Annotated in this window: 20 protein-coding genes; 8 read left to right on the top strand and 12 right to left on the bottom strand. The window is 72.0% G+C overall.

From position 1 onward, the window contains the following. Positions 1-8 precede the first annotated feature (8 nt). The 3 genes from OMK64_RS00340 to OMK64_RS00350 form a co-directional block, all read right to left on the bottom strand. Entirely contained in the window at positions 9-1,073 is a 1,065-nt protein-coding gene (locus OMK64_RS00340; protein WP_272725970.1) for an ABC transporter permease, read from the bottom strand. Continuing rightward, positions 1,070-2,713 (bottom strand): ABC transporter permease, encoded by a 1,644-nt coding sequence (locus OMK64_RS00345; RefSeq protein ID WP_272725971.1) that lies wholly within the window; start codon positions 2,711-2,713, stop codon positions 1,070-1,072. Before OMK64_RS00345 ends, OMK64_RS00340 begins: the two co-directional genes overlap by 4 nt. Before the next feature lie 200 nt (positions 2,714-2,913). Beyond that, positions 2,914-4,779, bottom strand: a complete 1,866-nt coding sequence (locus tag OMK64_RS00350; RefSeq protein ID WP_272725972.1) for an ABC transporter family substrate-binding protein — start codon at positions 4,777-4,779, stop codon at positions 2,914-2,916. Between the two features lie 354 nt (positions 4,780-5,133). Between OMK64_RS00350 and OMK64_RS00355 the strand changes: the two genes are divergently transcribed. Together OMK64_RS00355 and OMK64_RS00360 are read left to right on the top strand one after the other, a co-directional pair. Beyond that, on the top strand, positions 5,134-5,598 hold the full coding sequence (locus OMK64_RS00355; protein ID WP_272725973.1) for a nitroreductase/quinone reductase family protein: 465 nt from the start codon (positions 5,134-5,136) through the stop codon (positions 5,596-5,598). A gap of 154 nt (positions 5,599-5,752) precedes the next feature. Further along, a complete protein-coding gene (locus OMK64_RS00360; protein ID WP_272726083.1) occupies positions 5,753-6,133 on the top strand; it encodes an iron chaperone in 381 nt (126 codons plus the stop codon). A 30-nt stretch (positions 6,134-6,163) separates the two neighbouring features. Here the strand turns inward: OMK64_RS00360 and OMK64_RS00365 are convergent, their stop codons facing one another. Next, positions 6,164-6,628 carry a DUF8821 family protein gene (locus OMK64_RS00365; protein ID WP_272725974.1) on the bottom strand — a complete coding sequence of 155 codons (465 nt, stop codon included), beginning with the start codon at positions 6,626-6,628 and terminating at the stop codon, positions 6,164-6,166. A 164-nt stretch (positions 6,629-6,792) separates the two neighbouring features. Between OMK64_RS00365 and OMK64_RS00370 the strand changes: the two genes are divergently transcribed. Next, positions 6,793-7,191 carry a hypothetical protein gene (locus OMK64_RS00370; RefSeq protein ID WP_272725975.1) on the top strand — a complete coding sequence of 133 codons (399 nt, stop codon included), beginning with the start codon at positions 6,793-6,795 and terminating at the stop codon, positions 7,189-7,191. Between the two features lie 14 nt (positions 7,192-7,205). Here OMK64_RS00370 and OMK64_RS00375 read toward each other — a convergent pair whose 3' ends face one another. Then, complete coding sequence (locus OMK64_RS00375; RefSeq protein WP_272726084.1) at positions 7,206-8,027, bottom strand: helix-turn-helix transcriptional regulator; 822 nt, start codon at positions 8,025-8,027, stop codon at positions 7,206-7,208. Positions 8,028-8,180: 153 nt separating this feature from the next. On the opposite strand from OMK64_RS00375, the gene OMK64_RS00380 reads away from it, so the two are divergent. Further along, positions 8,181-9,125, top strand: coding sequence for an SDR family oxidoreductase (locus OMK64_RS00380; protein WP_272725976.1), 945 nt, complete (start codon positions 8,181-8,183; stop codon positions 9,123-9,125). Between the two features lie 375 nt (positions 9,126-9,500). On the opposite strand, the gene ychF is transcribed toward OMK64_RS00380, so the two are convergent. Genes ychF through OMK64_RS00395 form a run of 3 tightly spaced genes read right to left on the bottom strand, consistent with a single transcriptional unit; the run spans position 9,501 to position 13,018 of the window. Next, positions 9,501-10,577: a redox-regulated ATPase YchF gene (ychF, locus tag OMK64_RS00385; protein WP_272725977.1), complete on the bottom strand. Its 1,077-nt coding sequence runs from the start codon at positions 10,575-10,577 to the stop codon at positions 9,501-9,503. Between the two features lie 48 nt (positions 10,578-10,625). After that, on the bottom strand, positions 10,626-12,179 hold the full coding sequence (locus tag OMK64_RS00390; RefSeq protein ID WP_272725978.1) for a hypothetical protein: 1,554 nt from the start codon (positions 12,177-12,179) through the stop codon (positions 10,626-10,628). After that, positions 12,155-13,018, bottom strand: a complete 864-nt coding sequence (locus OMK64_RS00395; protein WP_272725979.1) for an ABC transporter ATP-binding protein — start codon at positions 13,016-13,018, stop codon at positions 12,155-12,157. Before OMK64_RS00395 ends, OMK64_RS00390 begins: the two co-directional genes overlap by 25 nt. Positions 13,019-13,117: 99 nt before the next feature. Between OMK64_RS00395 and OMK64_RS00400 the strand changes: the two genes are divergently transcribed. Beyond that, positions 13,118-14,539, top strand: coding sequence for a DNA recombination protein RmuC (locus tag OMK64_RS00400; RefSeq protein WP_272725980.1), 1,422 nt, complete (start codon positions 13,118-13,120; stop codon positions 14,537-14,539). A gap of 35 nt (positions 14,540-14,574) precedes the next feature. Here OMK64_RS00400 and OMK64_RS00405 read toward each other — a convergent pair whose 3' ends face one another. Next, positions 14,575-15,618, bottom strand: coding sequence for a 4-hydroxy-3-methylbut-2-enyl diphosphate reductase (locus tag OMK64_RS00405; protein ID WP_272725981.1), 1,044 nt, complete (start codon positions 15,616-15,618; stop codon positions 14,575-14,577). A gap of 227 nt (positions 15,619-15,845) precedes the next feature. Here OMK64_RS00405 and xseA point away from each other — a divergent pair, with 227 nt between their 5' ends. The 3 genes from xseA (at position 15,846) to OMK64_RS00420 (ending at position 18,506) form a co-directional block, all read left to right on the top strand. Continuing rightward, the gene (gene xseA / locus OMK64_RS00410) at positions 15,846-17,099 is read left to right on the top strand and encodes an exodeoxyribonuclease VII large subunit (protein WP_272725982.1); all 1,254 of its coding nucleotides are present in this window, start codon (positions 15,846-15,848) and stop codon (positions 17,097-17,099) included. 244 nt (positions 17,100-17,343) lie between these two features. Continuing rightward, on the top strand, positions 17,344-17,586 hold the full coding sequence (locus tag OMK64_RS00415; RefSeq protein WP_374694047.1) for an exodeoxyribonuclease VII small subunit: 243 nt from the start codon (positions 17,344-17,346) through the stop codon (positions 17,584-17,586). Further along, on the top strand, positions 17,583-18,506 hold the full coding sequence (locus tag OMK64_RS00420) for a carbohydrate kinase family protein (protein WP_272725984.1): 924 nt from the start codon (positions 17,583-17,585) through the stop codon (positions 18,504-18,506). The genes OMK64_RS00415 and OMK64_RS00420 overlap by 4 nt, the downstream gene beginning before the upstream one ends. A 135-nt stretch (positions 18,507-18,641) precedes the next feature. Here OMK64_RS00420 and OMK64_RS00425 read toward each other — a convergent pair whose 3' ends face one another. The 3 genes from OMK64_RS00425 to OMK64_RS00435 are packed head-to-tail and all read right to left on the bottom strand — an operon-like array spanning position 18,642 to position 21,752. After that, on the bottom strand, positions 18,642-19,916 hold the full coding sequence (locus tag OMK64_RS00425) for an ABC transporter ATP-binding protein (RefSeq protein WP_272725985.1): 1,275 nt from the start codon (positions 19,914-19,916) through the stop codon (positions 18,642-18,644). A gap of 16 nt (positions 19,917-19,932) precedes the next feature. Beyond that, complete coding sequence (locus tag OMK64_RS00430) at positions 19,933-20,781, bottom strand: carbohydrate ABC transporter permease (protein ID WP_168677611.1); 849 nt, start codon at positions 20,779-20,781, stop codon at positions 19,933-19,935. Beyond that, a complete protein-coding gene (locus tag OMK64_RS00435) occupies positions 20,781-21,752 on the bottom strand; it encodes a carbohydrate ABC transporter permease (RefSeq protein ID WP_272725986.1) in 972 nt (323 codons plus the stop codon). Before OMK64_RS00435 ends, OMK64_RS00430 begins: the two co-directional genes overlap by 1 nt. Between the last annotated feature and the right edge of the window lie 6 nt (positions 21,753-21,758).

Raw genomic sequence — 21,758 nt, forward strand, 5'->3', positions numbered from 1 at the left:
TCACGGGATCAGGCTCCGGCGGTGGCCGGGACGCCGGACTTGCGCTCGGCGCGACGCGACGCCCGGGCGAGGGCCCGACGCGTCGGGATGCGCCGCTGACGCGGGTCGAACGCGTCGCGCAGGCCGTCGCCGATGAAGTTGATGCAGAGCGCGATCGTCACGATGAACAGACCGGGCCACCAGAAAAGCCACGGCCGCGTCGCGAACGCCGTCTGGTACTCGTTGATGAGGTTGCCCAGCGAGACGTCGGGGAACGCGATGCCGAAGCCGAGGTAGCTGAGCGCCGTCTCGAGCAGGATCGCCGCGGCCATCAGGAGCGTCGCGTTGACGATGATGACGCCGACCGCGTTCGGCAGGATGTGCTTGAACATGATCCGGCCGTTGCTCGCGCCGGCCACGCGGGCCGCGTCGACGAACTCCCGCTCGCGCAGCGACAGGAACTCGCCACGGACCAGACGGGCCATGGACGTCCAGCTGACCGCCGCGAGGGCGAGCGCCAGGGTCACGGGGTTGGCACCGCCGACCCACGCCCCGAGGATCGCGCCGACCATGATCACGGGGATCGTGATGACCATGTCCGTGAACCGCATGAGCAGGTTGTCCAGACGGCCGCGGAAGAAGCCCGCGGAGGCGCCGATCGCGATGCCGATCGCCGACGCGAGCAGGCCGATGATCACCATGACGGTGAGCGACTGCTGCGTGCCGCGCATGACGAGCGCGAACACGTCCTTGCCGATGTTGTCCTGGCCGAACGGGTGCTCGCCGATCGTGATGCCGCCCGAGAACGACAGCGTCGGGGCGCCGCCCGAGTTGACGATCGGCGACAGGTCCGTCGGCGTGTACTTCCACCAGCCGGGGATGGGACCCCAGCCGATGGACGTCGTCGCCAGGACGACGACGCACAGGAGGACGAACGCCGACGCCATGGCGCCGCGGTGGCGGAGGAACCGGCGCAGGACGATGCGGCCCTGCGAGAGGCCCTCGACCTCCTTGAGCTCGATCGCGTTCTCGACGACGTCGTGGTGCTCGGGACCGTCGAGCTGCTGGGGCGTGATGGGGGTGGGGGTGGTCATGCGTTCACCCGGATCCTGGGGTCGAGGGCGGCGTAGACGAAGTCCACGACGATGTTGGCGAGGACGAGCAGCGTCCCGACGACGAGGAAGTACCCCATGATCGGGTCGGCGTCTCTCGCCCCCAGCGAGTGGATGAAGAGCGAGCCCATGCCGCTCCACGAGAAGATCCGCTCGGTGATGATCGCGCCGCCGAACAGGGCTGCGATGTCGAGCGGGATGATCGTCGCGAGCGGGATCAGCGCGTTGCGGAACGCGTGCCGCACGGTGACGACCCGCTCCGGCAGGCCCTTGGCCCGCGCGGTGCGGATGTAGTCCTGGTTCATGACCTCGAGCAGGCTCGCGCGCGAGTACCGGGTGTACGACGCGAACGAGATGAGGATGAGCGCGATGGTCGGAAGGATCAGGTGCGTGAACCGGTCGAGCGACTCGACCCAGTAGTCGCCGTTGAGGCCAGGCGTCTGCGAGCCGATGGTCGCGATCGGGCGGCCGTTGATGTAGCTCGAGTCGCTGTAGGGCTTCCAGACCTGCATGATCCGGTCGACGAAGATCAGGCCGGCCACGACGAACGCGGTGATCGCGGCGTTGCGCATCGACTGGCCGTAGTCGGGGCCGCCGTACAGACGACCGACGACGAGGCCGACGACGACCGACAGCACGCCGAGGCCGAGCACCCACAGGCCGTTGAAGCCCGGGACGACGAACAGGTACTGCAGCGGGAACCACAGCGCGACGCCGATGGCGACGACCGTGAGGGAGGACAGCAGCGCGCGGCGGTTGTGCAGCCCGGTGGTCATCGCGGTGAGGCCGACGGCGGCACCGGCGCCGAGGACGGCGATGCCGACCATGCCGAGGCTCGGGTCGAGCAGCCAGCCGCTCTCCAGCACCGCGAAGATCACGACGCCGGTCGAGAGCGCGGACGTCGCGAACGTGATGAGCCGTCGTCGCAGGTCCCCGCCGATCAGCACCTGCCAGATCAACCCGGCCAGGACGGACAGGAACACGATCATCGCGGTGCTCAGCGTCGGGTCCGCGAGGAAGTCGTTGAAGCCGATCGCGCCCCACAGCTTGAGGAGCACGGCGACCCAGAAGGACGGCAGCGAGTACAGGACGAACGACATGAACGTCACCGAGTAGTCGAACCCGGTGTACTGCCGCAGCGCCGAGGCGATGCCGACGGTGATGCCGAGGACGACGGCCAGCACCGTGGCGCCGCCGACGAGCTGGACCGTCGACGGGATCGCGCTTGCGAGGAGGTCCGTGACCTCCTGGTTGGTGACCCAGCTCTGGCCGAGCGTCCCGCGCCCGATGAGGTAGCCGAGCACGCCGGCGAGCCACTTGAAGTAGCGGATGACCGGCGGGGTGTCGAGGTCGAGCGCCCGGATGCGGGCCTCGATCAGCTGCTCCTTGTTGGGAGCGCTGCTGGCGTACAGGTCCTCGAGGGGGTCCAGCGCGTACGCGAGGAGCATGTAGACGATGAACGTCGCCCCGAGAAGGACGATCGCCGAGGACAGCAGACGGCGACCGATGAAGGTCAACGTCGGCGCGGAGGCGCTGAGGCTTCGGCGCCGGGGGGCCTGCGCGGCCGGTGCGGCTGTGGCCGCTGCCGGAGCCGGCGCGAGGCTCTTCTCAGAGGTGACCATGGGGTCCCAACCTCGTTCGCGTGGGGATGGTGGCGAAGGACGATTCTACGAGGGCTCGGCGGTGTCGGTGGTGCCGCAGGTCCCACGTCTGTGTCTGCCCAGGTCAGCGACCATGCTGTCGGTGCCCGGGCGAACGACGAGGGTGCCGCGGCCTGGTGGCCGCGGCACCCCCTGTCGTGCGTGTCACAGCGAGCTGAGGGTCAGCCCTCGGTCTCCTCGGTCGCGGCCGGCGTCGCCGTCGGCGCGTCGAGCGAGTCCTCGGCGCTGATCTCCCACTCCCAGTAGTTCCAGAAGATCGTCGGCGACAGCGGGATCGTCGAGACGCCCTTCAGGACGGAGCGGTTCGCCACCACACCGGGGAACTGGAAGATCGGGACACCGAACGCGTCGGCGAAGAGCTGCTTCTCGATGTTGGTCGTCAGCTCCTTCTCCTCGTCGCCCTCGGCCGTGGCCATCTCGCCGTACCAGGCGTCGACGTCGGGGTTGGAGTAGCCACCGAAGTTGTTCAGGCCGCCGGTGACGTAGTTGCCCTCGGAGTTGAGCGCGAACGTGTTCGTCGACTGCCAGCCGAACAGCGACGCGTCGTACGAGGCCGTGTCGGACAGACGCGAGCCCCACTGGTCGTCGCCCTCGTCCACGACGTTGAAGCCGGCCTGAGCGGCCGAGGCAGCGATGAGCTGGTACTCGTTCGCACGGCGGACGTTCGACTTGCCGTAGAGGAAGCGGACGTTGACCGGGGTCGCGACGCCGGCCTCGGCGAGCAGCGCCTGCGCACCCGGGATGTCGACCTCGGCGAACGCGTCGGAGCCGTTGTTGGCGATGACGTCGTCGTAGGTCGGCGAGCCCGGGACCACCGTGAAGGAGTCACGCGTCTCGGCGTCCTCCTGCAGCGGCTTGATGAGCTTCTCGATGATCTCCTGGCGCGGGATCGTCTTGAGGAACGCCTCGCGGACCTTGCGGGCCTTCTCGGCGTCGCCGCCGTAGGTCGCCGGGTCGAACGGACCACCGTTGTTCATGATCGTGTCGACGTGCTCGAACGTGCCCTCGGGCGCGGTCGTGTACTCGATGTTGTCGAGGCCCTCGAGGGTCTTGATGACGTCGACGGACGACTGCGGCTGGATGAGGTCGACCTCACCGTTCTGCAGGGCCGTGACGGACGCCAGCGGGTCCTCGGTGTAGCGGATCGTGATCGACGAGACCTTGGGCTTCGGGCCCCACTCGTAGTCGTCACGCGCCGTGAGCGTCATGTACTGGTTCTCGACGTACTCCGACATGACGTACGCGCCGGACGACAGGTACAGCGACTCGTCGTCGGGCAGCGAGGTGAAGTCGAACGAGGAGTTCCAGACCTTGGCGATCTTCGACAGGTCCTCGGTCTTGTTCTCCGAGAACGCGTCGATGATGGCCTGCTTGCCCTCCTCGGCGTCGTCGATGCCGAGCGCGAGCTTGGCGACGGCGTGCGCGGCGACGGGCGAGGGCTGGAAGGAGACCTCCCAGTCGGAGCGGGGCTCCGAGTAGACCAGCGTGACCGAGCGGCCGTCGTCCGAGATCTCGGGAGCCTCGTTGATCAGGGTCATCGCGACGGAGGAACCGTCGAAGTAGACGCCCGCGTCGATGGCGTCCTGGTTGGTGACGTTGCCCTCCTCGTCGTACTCCGGCTGGACGTTGTCGAAGTCGTCGTCCTGCGGGCCCCAGTACAGGAGGAGGTCGGCCGCGTCGACGGGGGTGCCGTCGGACCACTTCACGCCCTCGTTGATCGTGTACTTGATCGTCAGCGGGTCGTCGGAGACCTTCTCGTACGTGCCGACGTCCTCGTTCTTCACGAGGTTGAGGTCGCCGTCGTAGTAGTTGAACTGCGCGTTCGTCAGGTACAGAACGTTCGCGTTGGTGGTCGCGTTGCCGACCGACGTGAGGTTGTTCTGCGAGTAGAACGGCTGGTTCCAACCGACGCTGACCGAGGTGTCCTCCTCGATCTCCGAGCCCGTCTCAGGTCCGGAGCACGCTCCGAGCACCAGGGCGCCGACGGCGACCGGGGCCGCCATGGCGCTGATTCGCCTGATCTTCAATGTTCCTCCTGGGAAGGGGAGGACGTGCGGCGCCGCCGAGCGCCCGGGGTCACCGTGCGCCTGGACGGCGGGCAGGTACACGTCCGCCGTGAGTTGGGCACACGCTAGTCAAGCAGCGTCGGACAATTCGGGCACGTGGTGACTCGCGGCCCGATCGTTACCTGATTGATACTGGCTGGTACCGTCCACGATACGAGACGGGTGGCCTGGGGAAACATCGAGGAAACATGTCCGATCCGGTGATCGCGAGCCTCTGAACGGGCAATTCGTTCCCGCTCCCCCCAGAAGTGTGCTACGGCGGGCGTCTCACGTCGTCAGGTCAGACCTCTCGCCGGCATGCCCCAGGATTCACCCGTGACCTCCCTCCTACGACGCCTCGGCCGCACGCGCGCCTTCGCACGGCTCGGGCGCGCCGTCTCCGGCCTCGACCGGCGCATCCAGCAGGCCACCGACGGCCGCTGGAGCGTCCTCGGCCGGCCCACCCTCCCCCAGCTGGTCCTCACGACGACCGGCCGGCGCAGCGGCGAGCCGCGCGACGCCGTCCTCCTCTACGCGCGCGACGGCGACCGGTTCGTCGTCATCGGCTCCAACTGGGGCCAGCAGCACCACCCCGCCTGGTCGCTCAACCTCCTCGCCGACCCGCGGGCGCGCGTCGCCGTCGACGGGCGCGCTGTCGACGTCGTCGCGCACCTGGCGTCGGACGCCGAGCGCGACCGCCTCCTCGACGCGCTGCGCGCCGTCTGGCCGGGCTACGACGAGTACGCCGCGCGCTCCGGCCGCGACCTGCGCGTCTTCGTCCTCGACCCGGTCGCAGGCTGACCGACGGCACCGGTCAGGATCGAAGAAGCGCTCGCGACGAGGCCGTTCCTAGCATCGGGACCACGGAACGACGCACCACGACCCGGAGGACGACGTGAACGCCGCCAGCACCGACGAGCAGGACCAGAACTTCACCGCCGAGGAGCGCGCCGCGATGAAGGAGCGCGCCACGGAGGTGCGGACCGCGAAGCGCAAGGGCTCCGACGCGGGGCTGGCGGACGTGCTCGAGAAGATCGCCGAGATGCCCGACGCCGACCGGGAGATCGCCGAGACGGTGCACGCCATCGTCACGGAGGTCGCGCCCGACCTGCAGCCGAAGACCTGGTACGGACAGCCGGCGTACGCGAAGGGCGGCAAGGTCGTGCTCTTTTTCCAGGCGTCGTCGAAGTTCAAGACCCGCTACGCGACGCTCGGGTTCAACGAGGACGCGGCGCTCGACGACGGCGAGATGTGGCCCACGGCCTTCGCGGTCACCGCGGTGACCCCGGCCGTCGAGTCGACGATCCGCGACCTCGTGGCGCGGGCGGCCGGCTGACCGGACGCGCGCGGCGCGTGCGGGCGCGCGTCAGTACGCGTTCTTGATGACGAAGAACGAGCCGCGGATCGTGCCCGCGAGCTTCGACCGCTGCCTGGCGAACTTGAAGCGGTCGGCGAGCTCGTCGGGCACGTCCATCCCGTCGGACAGCTTGAAGCCGACCGCGCGCTTGCCACCCTCGGCGAGCGTGTACAGGACGTTGACCGACAGTCCCGACTCGTAGAAGACGTACGTCCAGCGGACACCGTCGACCTCGAACGAGGTCGCCTCGAGCGGCCGCGAGGCGATGACGAGGTCGCGCTCCTCCTTCAGGATGCGGTGCACGTACTCCACGGCCTCGGCGGCCTCGGACGCCGGCTCGGTCGCGAACACGTGGTCGTACTTCGTCCGGAAGTACCGCGCCTCGTTCGCCCGCAGACCGGCGAGGGCGTCCGCGACGGGCGACGTCTCCAGCCCGACCGTCGAGACGTGCTGGTAGTCGACGACGTACGACACGTGCTCTCCCTCTCCTCGTCCCGCCCTCGGCGGGCGGTCGTCGCCCGTCGACGCGTGCTGTCGCCATTGAAGCGGACGCGCGCGCCCGCTGTCGTCGGGCACCTGTCGTCCGTCCCGTCGTGCGTCCCCTGGTCGACGGCACGGTCGCGCGCCACGATCTCCTCATGCCGCGCTACGCGATCGACGCCCGGACCCTGCTGTGGCTCGTCGACCAGGACCGACTCCTCGCGCCCGACGTCCAGCTGGTCGCCCCGAAGTCCGTGCTCGTCGACGGCCTCGACCTGCTGCTCACGGCGGTGCGCGCCGGCGAGCGCCACCGCGCCGACGCGCTCGACGCCCACACGCGCATGACCGAGACGAAGATCCGGCTCCTCGGCGACCGCGTCTCCCGCCGCCGCGCGTGGGACCTCGCGCTCGAGCACGGCTGGACCGGCGTCCGCACCGGCGAGTACGTCGCGGTCGCGCAGCTCCAGTCCGACGCCCTCGTGGCGAGCGACGCCGACCTCCGTGCGGCGGCGGACGGCCTGGTCCCGCTCGCGGACCCGACCGACCTGGTCGGCTGACGGTCGCGCCGGCGTCAGCGCATCGCGGGCACGCCGATCACGGAGAGGAGCTGGAGCTTCTCGTAGGTCTCCGAGCCCGGGACGGCCGTGTAGACGAGCAGCGAGTGCGACTGGCCGGGGTCGATCAGCGTCTGGCACGTCAGCTCGAGGGTCCCGAGGTCGGGGTGCACGAAGTGCTTCACCTCGGGCGGCAGGACACCGACCTCCTGCCGGTCCCAGAGGGTGCGGAACTCGTCGCTGCGCGCGAGCAGGTCGTCCGCGAGCGCCGCGGCACGCGAGCCCCGACCCCGGACCGCCGAGACCTCGCGCAGCCCGGACACCCACAGCCGCGACAGGTGCGCGTGGTCCTCGGGCGCGTACAGGAGGCGGCTCGACGGGTCGGTGAACCAGCGGTAGCCGATGCTGCGCGCGGGGCCGGTGTAGCGCATGAGGTCGCCGGTGAGCGCGACGCCGAGGGGCGTCTGGCGCAGCGTCTCGCCGAGCTCCGTGACGATCTCCGCCGGGGTGTCCTCCAGCCGGTCGAAGATGCGCAGCAGGCCGGGGCTGACGTGCTCGCTCGGGGTCCCGCTCGGCGGCGGGCGGTGCCCCGCGAGCCGGTACAGGTGGTCGCGCTCGGCGACCGTCAGGTGCAGACCCTGGGCGATCGACGCGATCATCTGCTCCGACGGCTGCGGCCCGGTCCCGCGCTCGAGCCGCGCGTAGTAGTCGGTCGACATGTGGCACAGCGCGGCGACCTCCTCGCGGCGCAGCCCGTCCGTCCGCCGGCGTCGCCCGCGGGGCAAGCCGACGTCCTCGGGCTGCAGGACCTCGCGTCGGTGACGCAGGAACTGCGCCATGCCGGGCCGGTCGATCGCCACGTGTGTCCTCCTCAGGTCGTCGGGACCGTTCTACCCGGCGGTGATCTGCGGAACCACTGACTGGCAGGTCCTGGATAGCGGCCGCGGCCCGGGCGAGGGTCGTGCCATCCCCATCCACGAAGGAGCCCACCCATGGCACGCGCACCCCACGACGTCACCGTCCCCGACCTCACCGGCACCCGCGCGGTCCTCACCGGCGGGAGCGACGGCATCGGCCTGCGCATCGCGACCCGCCTCGCCGCGGCCGGCGCGCACCTCGTGCTGCCAGTCCGCAACGTCCGCAAGGGCGAGGCGGCGGTCGCCACGATCCGCTCGACGGTGCCGGACGCGACGGTGTCGCTGCATGCGATGGACCTCGACAGCCTGGAGTCCGTCGCCGCGTTCGGCGACGTGATGCGGAGCGAGGGCGACCCGATCCACCTGCTCGTCAACAACGCGGGCGTCATGACGCCACCCGACCGGCAGACCACCCGCGACGGGTTCGAGCTCCAGCTCGGCGTCAACCACCTCGGTCACGTCGCGCTTGTCTCGCACCTGCTCCCGCTGCTGCGGGAGGGGCGTGCACGTGTGACGTCGCAGGTCAGCATCGCCGCGCGGCGGGGCAGCATCCACTGGGACGACCTCAACTGGGAGCGGTCGTACGACGGCATGGCCGCGTACCGGCAGTCGAAGATCGCGTTCGGGCTGTTCGCGCTCGAGCTCCAGCGCCGCAGCGACGCCGCCGGCTGGGGCATCACGAGCAACCTGTCCCACCCCGGCGTCGCACCGACCAGCCTGCTGTCCGCCCGCTCGGAGCTCGGACGCGGCGACGACACGCGTGCCGTCCGCGTCATCCGCTGGCTGTCCGCGCGGGGCATCCTCGTCGGCACCCCCGAGACCGCCGCGCTCCCGGCCCTCTACGCCGCGACCTCGCCCGACGCGCAGCCCGGCGTGCTCTACGGCCCGCAAGGCCCGGGCAACCTCGGCGGCGCACCCGGCGAGCAGGCGCTCTACCCGTCGCTCCGCAGCGCGGACGAGGCCCGCCGCGTCTGGGAGACGTCGCAGGAACTGGTCCGCGAGACCTTCCCCGTGGCCTAGGCCCGGGGGCTCGTCCGTCAGGCGGCGAGCGGGTGCCCGCCCGTCGCTGTGACGGGGGGCGGTCGCCACGCGTCCCCGTTCCGGGCATCAACCCTCTGCGGCGCCGCGAGCCCCGCGGCAGGGGGGGACATCCACCTCGGGTGCGTGCGCGAGTCGACGCACGAACGGCAGATCGGTGTCGCTCACCCGCTCGACAGGTCCCGCTGCCCGCGTCACGATGTCGAGCCCCCGGCGCCGGCCGTGTCGCCCGACCGCGCCGAATGACGACGCGTCACCTCACCTCTGGCGGACCGCCATGACCCGCTCGACGGCCCGCTCGCGCTCAGTCATGGAGCCAGGCCGAAGCGCGGCATCGTCCATCGCTTCTCCGCGGCGTCAGACGTTGAAGCGGAACTCCACCACGTCGCCGTCGGCCATGACGTAGTCCTTGCCCTCGACGCGGGCCTTGCCGGCCGCGCGCGCGGCGGCGACGGAGCCGGCGGCGACGAGGTCGTCGAACGAGATGACCTCGGCCTTGATGAAGCCCTTCTGGAAGTCCGTGTGGATGACCCCGGCGGCCTGCGGCGCGGTCCAGCCCTGGCGGATCGTCCAGGCGCGGGCCTCCTTCGGGCCGGCCGTGAGGTACGTCTGCAGGCCCAGGGTGTGGAAGCCGACGCGGGCGAGCTGGTCGAGGCCCGCCTCGTCCTGGCCGTTCTCGGACAGCATCTCGGCGGCCTCGTCGGGCTCGAGCTCGACGAGCTCGGACTCGAACTTCGCGTCGAGGAAGATCGCGTCGGCGGGCGCGACGAGGGCGCGCAGCTCGTCCTGCATCGCGGTGTCGGCGAGGCCGGCGTCGTCGGTGTTGAAGACGTAGATGAAGGGCTTGCTCGTCATGAGCTGGAGCTGCGCGACGTGCTCGTCGTCGGCGAGACCGGCGGCGAACAGCGTCTGGCCCTTCTCCAGGACCTCGCGCGCGGAGACGGCGGCGGCCAGGAGTGCGGCGTCGGCCTTCTTGCCCTTGACCTCCTTCTCCAGGCGCGGGATGGCCTTCTCGAGCGTCTGGAGGTCGGCGAGGATCAGCTCGGTGCTGATGATCTCGATGTCGTCCTTCGGGTTCACCGCACCGGACACGTGCACGACGTCGGGGTCGGCGAACGCACGCGTGACCTGGCAGATCGCGTCGGCCTCGCGGATGTTCGCGAGGAACTTGTTGCCCAGGCCCTCGCCCTCGCTCGCGCCCTTGACGATGCCGGCGATGTCCACGAACGACACCGTGGCCGGCAGGATGCGCTCGGAGCCGAACAGGTCGGCGAGCACCTGCAGCCGCGGGTCGGGCAGCGGAACGACGCCGACGTTCGGCTCGATCGTCGCGAACGGGTAGTTCGCCGCGAGGACCTGCGCCCGGGTCAGCGCGTTGAAGAGGGTGGACTTGCCGACGTTGGGCAGGCCGACGATGCCGATGGTGAGTGCCACGGGCGGCAAGTCTACGGGGGGCGCTCGACGACGGCGCCGTCGCGCGCGTCAGGCGAACGCGACGAGCTGCTTGAGCAGGTCCGTCTGGCGGCGCTCGAGGATCCGTCCGCCGACGCGGACGCCGACGACGAGCGCGACCGTCCCGAGCACGAGCCCCACGACGAGCGTCACGGCCCCGAGCCACGCGAGCTGCTGGCGCACCGCGACGAACGCCAGGATGCCTTCGGGGAGTGCCGCGGCCGCGACCGCGAGCGACCCGGCGAACTGCGAGACCACCGCGGTCGTGCCGCCGTTCGACTTCGTCTGGAACGGGTTCTCCCCCGCCTTCTGCACGGGGTAGACGACGAGCGCCGACGCGATGCTCGACGCGCCCCAGGCGGTGAGCAGGACGCCGAACGAGACGCCCAGCAGCGCGGGCAGCGCGTCAGCTCGGCCGACGACGAGCGCGGGTGCGACGACGCAGACGAGCACGAGCGGCACGCCGAGCACGGCGGCGGACAGCACGCGGCCGAGCCGGTCGACCGAGCCGCGCAAGGGCGCGGCGACGTGCGTCCAGAACGCGGAACCGTCGTAGGCGACGTCGGCGGAGATGCCCCAGCCCATGAAGTACGCCGCGACCGGCCCGAGGATCAGCAGGAGCTCGCCACCGGGCGAGGAGAACCACAGGAAGATCGGCACGATCGGGATGAACACGAGCGACGCCGCGTAGCGGGGGTCGCGCACCCAGTAGGTGAGGCAGCGGGCGGTGACGGCGCCGAGCGGCGTCGCGGGGAGCCGCGTGAACCAGCCGAGGTCACGGCCCTTGCCGCCGACCCGCTCCTGGATCGGGTTGACCAGGCTGTGCGCGAGGCTCCGGTCCCAGGCGACGGCCAGCACGAGCAGCGTGACGGCGGCGACCGCCAGCCGGCCGAGGGCGACCAGCCACTCGCCCTCGACGACCGCGGCGGGCACGCCCCACGCGGCGCCGAGCGGCGACCACGCGAGGCCCGCCACCAGACCGTCGAGCTGGGCGCCGTCGAACGCGCCGTCGAGGCTCGACAGGATCGGGCCGATGAGGAAGATCGGCAGCAGGGCGACGATCGCGAGGACCTCGCGCACGCGCCGACGCGCGACGAGTGGTGCGACGAGGGTCGTCGTCGCGCGGCTGCCGACGACGGCCGTGGCGAGGAAGAGCAGCGCCGCCGGGACCGCGGCGACGAGCGCGGCCGGGTCGCGCCACCACGCCGCGACGGTCCCGATCGACACGAGCGTCGTCATCGCGCCGGGCACGCCGATCAGGCCGCCGAGCGCGAGGCCCGTCACGAGCTGGCGGCGCGGGATGGGGAACGTCGCGAACCGCGCGGGGTCGACGGTCGAGTCCACGCCGAACGCGACGAGCGGCACGACCCACCAGCCGAGCATCACGGCGGACCCCGCGAGGACGACGACGGTGGGCAGCAGGTCGGGCGACGCGACGGACACCGTGATGACGGCCGCGACCGCGATCACCGTGACGAACAGCCCGTAGAGCAGCCCGACGACGAGCCCGATCACCTGCCAGACGCTGCGCTTGAGCCCGTTGCGCAGCAGCGTGAGCTTCAGTCGGACGAGGTGCGCAACCACGCGAGCCCCTCCCCGCTGACGCGCCCGCCGACGAGGTCGACGAACCGGTCCTCCAGGCTCGCGTCGCCGCGCACGTCGTCGACGGTGCCCGCGGCCAGCACGTGACCGCCCGCGATGATCGCGACGTGGTCGCACATGCGCTGCACCAGGTCCATGACGTGCGACGAGACGATGACGGTCCCGCCCGAGCGGACGTACGACGCGAGGATGTCGCGGATGTTCGCGGCGGACACCGGGTCGACGGCCTCGAACGGCTCGTCGAGGACGAGCAGGCGCGGCACGTGCACGAGCGCGCACGCGAGCGCGACCTTCTTCGTCATGCCCGCCGAGTAGTCGACGACGAGCGTGCCCGCGTCCTTCGTGAGGTCCATCGCGGCGAGCAGGTCGCGCGTGCGCTCCGCGGTCGTGTCCCGGTCGAGGCCGTGCAGCAGGCCCGCGTAGGTGATGAGCTGCTCGCCCGTCAGGCGGTCGAAGAGCTTCACGCCGTCGGGCAGCACGCCGAGCATCGCCTTGACGTCCAACGGCGACGCCCACAGGTCGTGGCCGTGCACCCAGACGCCGCCCGCGTCGGGCTGCAGCAGGCCCGTGGCCATCGAGAGCGTCGTCGTCTTGCCCGCCCCGTTCGGGCCGACGAGCCCGTAGAACGACCCGGCCGGCACGTCGAGGTCGATGCCCGCGACGGCGACCTTCTCGCCGAACCGGCGCCACAGGCCGCGCAGCGCGAGCGCGGGCGCGGCCGCCGTAGCGTGCGGGACGTCGTCGGGCGCGGGCGCCGGCGCGGGGCCGGGGTCCGGGACCGACGCGGTGGACGGGGTCGGGGCGACGTCCTCGGGCGGCATCGGCCCAGCATAGGCAGCGGGTCGGGCCGTGCGGGGCGGGTCGGCGCCACGCCGACGCGCACGACCGCCGGTGTCGGTGGCGGCTGAGAGGGTTCCGGCATGGACACGACCGCGCTGCTCGTCGGCCTCCTGATCGGCCTGCTCGCCGGCGCGACCGTCGCGTGGGCCCTGGCGTCGTCGTCGGCCGGGCGTCGGTCCGCCGCGCGCCTGCACGCCGCCGAGGTCGAGGCGGCCCGCGTGCGCGCGGTGCTCGACGCCGAGCGCGCCGCGACCGCCGACCGGATCGCCGCGGCGCAGGCCGACTCCGAGCGGGTGTCCGAGCAGTTCCGCGCGCTGGCGGCCGACGCGCTCGCGACGAGCTCCGACCAGTTCCTCGCGCTCGCGCACCAGCGGTTCGCCGCGGACCACCAGACCCAGGTCGGCGAGCTCGCCCAGCGCGAGCAGGCCGTGCGCGCGCTCGTCGAGCCGCTCACACGCACCCTCGACCAGGTGCGCGCCGAGCTCGCCGAGGCTGAGAAGGCGCGCGTCGAGGGCCACGCCGCGCTCGGCGAGCAGGTGCGCGCGATGCGCGTCGCGTCCGAGCAGCTCCGTGGTGAGACGGCCCAGCTCGTGACGGCGCTGCGGTCGTCGCAGGTGCGCGGCCGGTGGGGCGAGGTGCAGCTGCGCCGCGTGGTCGAGGCCGCGGGGATGCTCGCGCACGTCGACTTCGTCGAGCAGGAGCAGGTGCGCACCGACGACGGGCTCCTGCGCCCCGACATGGTCGTGCGGCTCGCGGGCGGCAAGCACGTCGTCGTCGACGCCAAGGTCGCGTTCCTCGGGTTCCTCGAGGCGTCGCAGACCGACGACTCCGCCGTGCGCGCCGACCGGCTGGCCGCGCACGCCCGGCACGTCCGCAAGCACGTCGACGACCTCGCGTCGAAGCGGTACTGGGACCAGTTCGCGCCCGCGCCCGAGTTCGTCGTCATGTTCGTGCCCGCCGAGTCGTTCCTGCACGCCGCCGCCGACCAGGACCCGACGCTCGTCGAGTACGCGTTCGAGCGGAACGTCGTGCTCGCGACCCCCGTCACGCTGCTCACGCTGCTGCGGACCGTCGCGTACGCGTGGCGGCAGGACGCGCTCGCCAGCAACGCGCAGGCCGTCCTGTCGCTCGGCAAGGAGCTGCACGGGCGTCTCGCGACGATGGGCGCGCACCTCACGCGCCTCGGGCGGGCGATCGACTCCGCGGCGGGTGCCTACAACCAGGCGGTCGGCTCGCTCGAGACGCGTGTGCTCGTGAGCGCGCGGCGGTTCGCCGACCTGCACGTGGTCGACGGCGACCTGCCGACGCCGACGCCCGTCAACCCGCAGCTCTCCGTCGTCAGCGCACCCGAGCTCGTCGCGTCCGCCGAGGAGCAGATCGTGGCGCTCGACGACCGCGTGCTCGGGGAGGGCGTCGAGCGGCGCGACGCGCGGGCCTTCGACGACGAGACCGTCCGTACGGAGCCGGACCTCCGCGAGGCGGGCGGCGCGACGACGGCCTGAGCCGACCGCCGACCGCGCGCGGACGGGCGGAGCCGTCAGGCGGGCTGGACGTCGAGCGAGCGCCGACCCTCGCGGCGCGGCCGCTCCGGTGCGGCGCCGGAGGCCTTGAGATCGGCACGGAGCTCGCGCGGGAGGGAGAACATGAGGTCCTCGGTCGCCGTCCGGACCTCCTCGACCTCGCCGTAGCCCAGCCCGGCCAGCAGCTCGAGGACGTCGCGGACCAGGATCTCCGGCACGGACGCGCCGGACGTGACGCCGACGGTGGTCGCACCGTCGAACCAGGCCGGGTCGATCTCGGACGCCTTGTCGACGCGGTACGACGCGCGCGCGCCGGCGTCGAGCGCGACCTCGACGAGGCGGACCGAGTTCGACGAGTTCGCGGAGCCCACGGTGATGACGACGTCGCAGTGCGGCGCGAGCTTCTTGACCGCGACCTGGCGGTTCTGCGTGGCGTAGCAGATGTCGTCGCTCGGCGGGTCCTGCAGGTGCGGGAACCTCTCGCGCAGGCGGCGGACCGTCTCCATCGTCTCGTCGACGGACAGCGTGGTCTGCGAGATCCAGACGAGGCGCTCAGGGTCGCGCACGACGACGTCGTCCACGGCCTCCGGCGAGTTGACGACCTGGATGTGCTCGGGCGCCTCGCCCTGCGTGCCCTCGACCTCCTCGTGGCCGTCGTGGCCGATGAGCAGGATGTCGTAGTCCTCGGCCGCGAACCGCACGGCCTCCTTGTGGACCTTCGTCACCAGGGGGCACGTCGCGTCGATCGTCTGGAGCGAGCGGGCCGCGGCCGCGGCGTGCACCGCCGGGGAGACGCCGTGCGCGGAGAACACGACGCGCGCACCCTCGGGCACCTCGTCGGTCTCGTCGACGAACACGGCGCCGCGGGCGGCGAGCGTCTCGACGACGTACTTGTTGTGCACGATCTCCTTGCGGACGTACACGGGCGCACCGTAGTGCTCGAGGGCCTTCTCGACGGCGACGACGGCCCGGTCGACGCCGGCGCAGTACCCGCGGGGCGCGGCGAGCAGCACACGCTTGGTCGGGGGCACGCCGGGGGCCTGGTCGGTCGCAGAGGTCACGTCACGAGTCTACGTTCGCGACCTGCACGCACGGCCCCCGCGCCGGTGTGCGTTCGCGCACCTCCACGCGACGTCCACGGGCCTCGCACGCGTTCGACCGGACCGCGTCCCCGTCATGACGCCCGCACGGCGGACGTGAGCGGGCGTCATGACGGGGTCAGGTCGCCGAGCGGGCCCGGCCCGGCCGGTGACGACGGGGTGTCCGGGGTGTGGGGCAGGCTGTGCGGGTGAGCAGCGAACCCCAGGAGCCCGCCGCGCGGCTGCCGCTGCCGCTGCGTGCGGCGGAGACGACCCCCGAGCGCCCGTGGCCCGTCCGGCACCTCGCGCCGAAGATCGCGGACTACATCGCGAAGATGCCGCCGGTGTGGGTCGAGGGGCAGGTGCTCAACCTCAAGCGGTGGAACACGATGTACTTCCTCACGCTGCGCGATACGGACCTCGACATGTCGCTCTCCGTGACCGCGCCCGCGGGGGCGATCCGCCGGCTCGGCGACGCCGCGACCGACGGCGCGCACGTCGTGGTGCGCGCGAGCCCGCGGTTCCACGCCAAGAAGGGCGACCTGACGTTCCAGGCCGACGACGTGCGCCTCGTCGGGCTCGGCGAGCTGCTCGCGCGGATCGAGCACCTCAAGGGCGTGCTGGCCGCCGAGGGGCTCTTCGACCCGGCCCGCAAGCGGCCGCTGCCGTTCCTGCCGGCCGTGGTCGGGCTCGTGTGCGCGCAGCAGGGCGACGCCGAGCACGACGTCGTGTCGAACGCGCGGGCGCGGTGGCCCGGGGTGCGGTTCGAGATCCGGCGCGTGACCGTGCAGGGCCCGCGCGCGGTTCCCGAGGTGTCGGCGGCGATCGCCGAGCTCGACGCGGACCCGCGTGTCGAGGTCGTCGTCGTCGCGCGGGGCGGCGGGTCGTTCGAGGACCTGCTGCCGTTCAGCAACGAGACGCTCGTGCGCGCGGCGGCGGCGTGCCGGACGCCGCTCGTCTCCGCGATCGGGCACCACATGGACTCGCCGCTGCTCGACCTCGTCGCGGACTTCCGCGCGTCGACGCCGACGGACGCCGCCAAGCGCGTCGTGCCCGACGTGAGCGAGGAGCGGGCGCGCGTGCTGCAGCTGCGGCACCGGTCCCGCGGTGCGCTCGTGCACCGGCTGACCCGCGAGCAGGCGGGGCTCGACCACTGGCGCAGCCGCCCGGTGCTCGCGAACCCGACGGCGCTCGTCGACGGTCACGAGGCGCGCGTGCACGTGCTGCGCGACGCGGCCCGGCGGGCGCTGCACACCGAGCTCGTGCACGGCCGTGCCGAGGTCGCGGGGCTCGCGGCCCAGGTCCGGGCGCTGTCGCCGGCGGCGACGCTCGAGCGCGGGTACGCGGTCGTGCAGCGCGCGGACGGCCGCGTCGTGCGCGACCCCGTCGACGTCGACCCCGGCGACCGGCTGCGCGTCCGCGTCGCGCAGGGCGAGATCGCCGCGGAGGTCGTCGCCCCCTGAGAGCGGAGTCGGGCCGCTTCGGCTCGAGGCGACAACGGCTCGGGCGTGCGACATCGATGTGTCGTCCTCGAGCCGTTGTCACGCTCGCGGCGAGGGGCACGCCGGTGTTGCCGGTCGTCCGCGGGGTGGACGTCCGGTCGGTGGGGGGCGGACGGCTGCGTGGGCCGCGGGTGGTTGACTGTGGGTCGTGCCGACGACGCCCTCCCGCAGCAGCTCCGACACCCCTCCCCCGCAGGACGCCGACGTGTCGGCGCTGACCTACGAGGACGCCCGGGACGAGCTCGTCGCGGTGGTCGCGCGGCTCGAGGCGGGCGGTGCGTCGCTCGAGGAGTCGCTGCGGCTCTGGGAGCGCGGCGAGGCGCTCGCCGCACGCTGTCAGCAGTGGCTCGACGGCGCACGCGAGAGGCTCGCCGCCGTGCGCGCGGCGGACGGACCCGACAGCCCGACGGCCGGGACGGCCGCGGACGAGCAGGAGGACGACCGGTGAGCGAGCGGGCCCTGGTGATCGGCGAGGCACTGATCGACGCGGTGCGTCGACCGGACGGCTCGCGCGCGGAGCACCCGGGCGGCAGCCCGGCGAACGTGGCGCTCGGCCTCGGGCGGCTGGGGCGCGACGTCGACCTGCTGACGTGGCTGGGCCTCGACGCGGAGGGGGACGCGGTCCGCCGCCACCTGGAGGCGTCGCACGTGCGCGTGCTGCAGGGTGACCGGTCGCCCGCCCGGACGCCGGTCGCGACGGCGCACCTCGACGGGCAGGGCGTCGCGACGTACGAGTTCGACCTCGAGTGGGATCTGCCGACGTCGTGGGACGAGCCGCCCGGTGACCCGGTCGTCGTGCACACGGGGTCGATCGCCGCGGTGCTGCAGCCCGGGGGCACGCGCGTCGCGCACGAGGTGTCGCGGCGGAAGGCGACGTCGACGATCACCTACGACCCGAACCTGCGGCCCGCCCTCATGGGATCCCCCGCGCACGCCCAGCCGTACGTCGACGCGCTCGTGCGGCTGGCGGACGTGGTCAAGGTCAGCGACGAGGACCTCGCGTGGCTGCACCCGGGCGTCGCTCCGGCGGAGATCGCCGAGGAGTGGAGCCGGTCGGGCCCCGCGCTGGTGGTCGTCACGCACGGCGGCGAGGGCGCGTTCGCGAGCACGTCGGCGGGTGCCCGGATCACGGTGCCGGCTCCGAAGGTGCAGGTCGCGGACACCGTGGGCGCGGGCGACTCGTTCATGGGCGGGCTGATCGACGGGCTGTGGTCCGCGGGCCTGCTGGGCGGTCACCGCCGCAAGGCGCTGCACGACGTCGACACGGCGACCGTCGAGCGGGTGCTCGAGCGGTGCGCACGGATCGCCGCGATCACGGTGTCGCGCCCGGGCGCGAACCCGCCGACGTCGGCCGAGCTCGACGCCTGACGCCTCCCGTCGGGTCCCGGCGCGGCGGCGACATCCCAGACGTCACGCGCGTGAGGGGGTGGCCCACGTCCGGCGGCACCGCGCACCGGCGACGACGCCCGGCCGCGCGGCCGACGCCTCGCAGGTCGCCGACGGTCAGGCCGTCTTCGTCCGCTCCCGGTCGCGCTGCTCGCGCGCGTGCGCACGCTCGAGCGACGCCTTGCGGTCCTGCTCGTTCTGCTCGTCGATGGCCTTGGCCTCCCGCTCGTCGAACGTGAGGTTCTCGCCCGTCTCGGGGTCGAAGACGAGGATCTTCGAGGCGTCGAACCAGAGCGGGGCCCGGTCGCCGTCGCGGACCCGGGAGTCGGACGCGAGCGCCACGACGAGCTGCGTGCGCAGGCCCTCGCCGTCGAGGTCGCGGTCGAGCTCCTCGAGCTTGCCGCGGACCGACTCGTGCGTCTCGAACGGGATGTAGGCGAACAGGTCGGAGCCCAGCCACTCGGTGACGTCGACGTCCGCCTCGAACGTGACGCCGCCGGTCCGGCCCTGCCGCTGCGCGACCGTGCCGTCCTCGAAGTGCTCGGGCCGGATGCCGACGATCACCAGCTGACGCGACCCGATCCGGCGCCGCAGGTCGTCGCTGAGCGGGACCTCGGCGAACGGCAGGCGCAGCGTGTCGCCGGACATCTCGCCGGGCACGAAGTTCATGGGCGGCGAGCCGATGAACCCGGCGACGAACAGGTTGACGGGGTGCTCGTAGAGGGCGCGCGGCGACGCGACCTGCTGGAGCTCGCCCTTGCGCAGGACGGCGACGCGGTCGCCGAGCGTCATCGCCTCGGTCTGGTCGTGCGTGACGTAGACGGTCGTCGTGCCCATGCGGCGCTGCATGCGGGCGATCTCGGTGCGCATCTGGCCGCGGAGCTTGGCGTCGAGGTTGGACAGCGGCTCGTCGAACAGGAACGCGCGCGCGTCGCGGACGATCGCGCGGCCCATCGCGACGCGCTGCCGCTGCCCGCCGGACAGGTTCGCGGGCTTGCGGTCGAGGTGGTCCTGCAGCTCGAGGGTCTCGGCGGCGAACCTGACCTTCTCGCGGATCTGCGCCTCCGTGAACTGGCCCTTCGTGAGCCGCAGCGGGAACGCGATGTTCTCGGCCACCGTCAGGTGCGGGTAGAGCGCGTAGTTCTGGAACACCATGGCGAGCTGGCGGTCGCGCGGCGCCTTCTCGTTGACCCGCTCGCCCCCGATCGTGAGCTCGCCGTCGGTGATGTCCTCGAGCCCGACGATCATCCGCAGCAGCGTCGACTTCCCGCAGCCGGACGGCCCGACGAGGATGACGAACTCGCCGTCGGCGATGTCGAGGCTGACCCCCTTCACGGCGTGGAAGCCGTCGGGGTAGCGCTTCTGGATGTCGGTGAGGGTGATCGCAGCCATGGAGGTCTCCTTCGGGTCAGCCCTTGACCGCGCCCTGGGTCAGGCCCGCGACGATCTGGCGCTGGAACAGCAGCACGAGGATGACGACGGGGATCGTGACGATCACCGCCGCGGCGGAGATGGCACCGGTCGGCTCCTCGAACTGAGAGGCGCCGGTGAAGAACGCGAGGGCCGCGGGCACGGGACGCGCGCGGCTCGTCGAGGTGAGCGAGATGCCGTAGACGAAGTCGTTCCACGCGATGAAGAACGCGATCAGGGCGGTCGTGAACACGCCGGGTGCGGCGAGCGGCACGATCGCCTTGCGGAACGCCTGCCAGTTCGTCGCGCCGTCGACCTGCGCGGCCTGCTCGAGCTCCCAGGGGATCTGCCGGAAGAACGCGGCCAGGGTCCAGATGGAGATCGGGAGCGTGAGGGACAGGTACGGGATGATGAGGCCGGCCCACGTGTCGTACAGGCCGATGTTGCGCCACAGGTTGAACAGCGGCGTGACGATCGAGATGACGGGGAAGATCGAGACGCCCAGCGCGGTCGTGAGGATGAGCCGCTTGCCGGGGAAGTCGAGCCGCGCGATCGCGTAGGCGGCGAGCGTGGCGAGGACGACGGCGATGGCCGTGGCGATGAGCGAGATGCCGATCGAGTTGCGCAGCGCCGGCAGGAACAGGTCCCGCGCCGACCCGTCGGGCCCGAGGATCTCGTTGTAGTTCGTCCACGTCCACTGCGACGGGAGGAACGTGCCGGTGTTGAGCTCGCTGGGCAGCTTGAACGACGTCGCCATGATCGACAGCACGGGGAACAGCGCGTAGGTCAGCACCAGGACCGTGATGACGGCCCATGCGACCTTCATGCGGGTGGACAAGGCGCTCATCAGCTCTCCCCCCTCGCGCCGGCCAGATCGACCTTGAAGAGCTTGATCGCGATCCAGCAGATGCCGATCACGGCGAGGAACAGCAGCACCGAGATCGCGGACCCGAGGCCGATCTCGAGTCTCCCGATGGACGTCCGGTAGGCCAGCAGCGACAGCACCGTCGTGCCCGCGGAGCCGTTCGTCATGATGAAGACGTTGTCGAAGATGCGGAACGCGTCGAGGGCCCGGAACAGGACGGCGACCATGATCGCGGCCTTCATGTTCGGCAGCGTGACGCGCCGCAGGCGCTGCCACCACGTCGCGCCGTCGACCTCGGCGGCCTCGTCGAGCTCGCCGGGCACCTGCGCGAGACCGGCCAGGAGCAGCAGCGAGATGAACGGCGTGGTCTTCCAGATCTCCGAGGCGATGATGACGAAGATCGCGGTGCCGAACTCGGCGAACCAGTTGAGGTTCTCGTCGATCCCCGGCACCCAGTCGAACCACGTGTTCACGTAGCCGGAGTTGATGTCGAACGCGTAGAACCACGCGAACGCGGAGACGACGGTGATGATGCCGTAGGGCACGAGGATCGCGGTGCGCAGCAGGCCGCGCAGCCGCTTGATCGCGCGGTGCATGACGAGCGCGAGCGCGAAGCCGAGGACGAGCTCGACCGCCACCGTGATGACCGTGATGAGGACCGTCACGCCGAACGCCTGCCACCACACCGCGTCCGACAGCACGACGCCGTAGTTCGCGAGGCCGACGAAGGTGCGGTCGTCGGGCGCGGTGAGCCGGTACCGGAACAGCGAGTCGTACGTCGCCTGCAGGATCGGGTACAGCGTCACCGCCAGCATGACGACGAACGCCGGTCCCGCGAGGTACCAGCCGAGCCGTGCCTCGGCCCGCGCGCGGTCGGACCGCAGCGCCTTCGCGGGTCGCCCGGCCGTGCCGCTGATCTCCGCCGCCGCGGGGGCGGTCGCCTGGCTCGTCATGACCCC

This window comes from Cellulomonas fimi, from assembly GCF_028527925.1.
In the GTDB taxonomy this organism is placed as follows: Bacteria; Actinomycetota; Actinomycetes; order Actinomycetales; family Cellulomonadaceae; genus Cellulomonas; species Cellulomonas fimi_C.

Bases quoted from the DNA above. Each gene is read 5' to 3' on its own strand.
- OMK64_RS00340 (WP_272725970.1), bottom strand. From the start codon at position 1,073: ATGACCACCCCCACCCCCATCACGCCCCAGCAGCTCGACGGTCCCGAG.
- OMK64_RS00345 (WP_272725971.1), bottom strand. From the start codon at position 2,713: ATGGTCACCTCTGAGAAGAGCCTCGCGCCGGCTCCGGCAGCGGCCACA.
- OMK64_RS00360 (WP_272726083.1), top strand. From the start codon at position 5,753: ATGAAGGAGCGCGCCACGGAGGTGCGGACCGCGAAGCGCAAGGGCTCC.
- OMK64_RS00370 (WP_272725975.1), top strand. From the start codon at position 6,793: ATGCCGCGCTACGCGATCGACGCCCGGACCCTGCTGTGGCTCGTCGAC.
- OMK64_RS00375 (WP_272726084.1), bottom strand. From the start codon at position 8,027: ATGGCGCAGTTCCTGCGTCACCGACGCGAGGTCCTGCAGCCCGAGGAC.
- OMK64_RS00380 (WP_272725976.1), top strand. From the start codon at position 8,181: ATGGCACGCGCACCCCACGACGTCACCGTCCCCGACCTCACCGGCACC.
- OMK64_RS00395 (WP_272725979.1), bottom strand. From the start codon at position 13,018: ATGCCGCCCGAGGACGTCGCCCCGACCCCGTCCACCGCGTCGGTCCCG.
- OMK64_RS00400 (WP_272725980.1), top strand. From the start codon at position 13,118: ATGGACACGACCGCGCTGCTCGTCGGCCTCCTGATCGGCCTGCTCGCC.
- OMK64_RS00425 (WP_272725985.1), bottom strand. From the start codon at position 19,916: ATGGCTGCGATCACCCTCACCGACATCCAGAAGCGCTACCCCGACGGC.
- OMK64_RS00430 (WP_168677611.1), bottom strand. From the start codon at position 20,781: ATGAGCGCCTTGTCCACCCGCATGAAGGTCGCATGGGCCGTCATCACG.
- OMK64_RS00435 (WP_272725986.1), bottom strand. From the start codon at position 21,752: ATGACGAGCCAGGCGACCGCCCCCGCGGCGGCGGAGATCAGCGGCACG.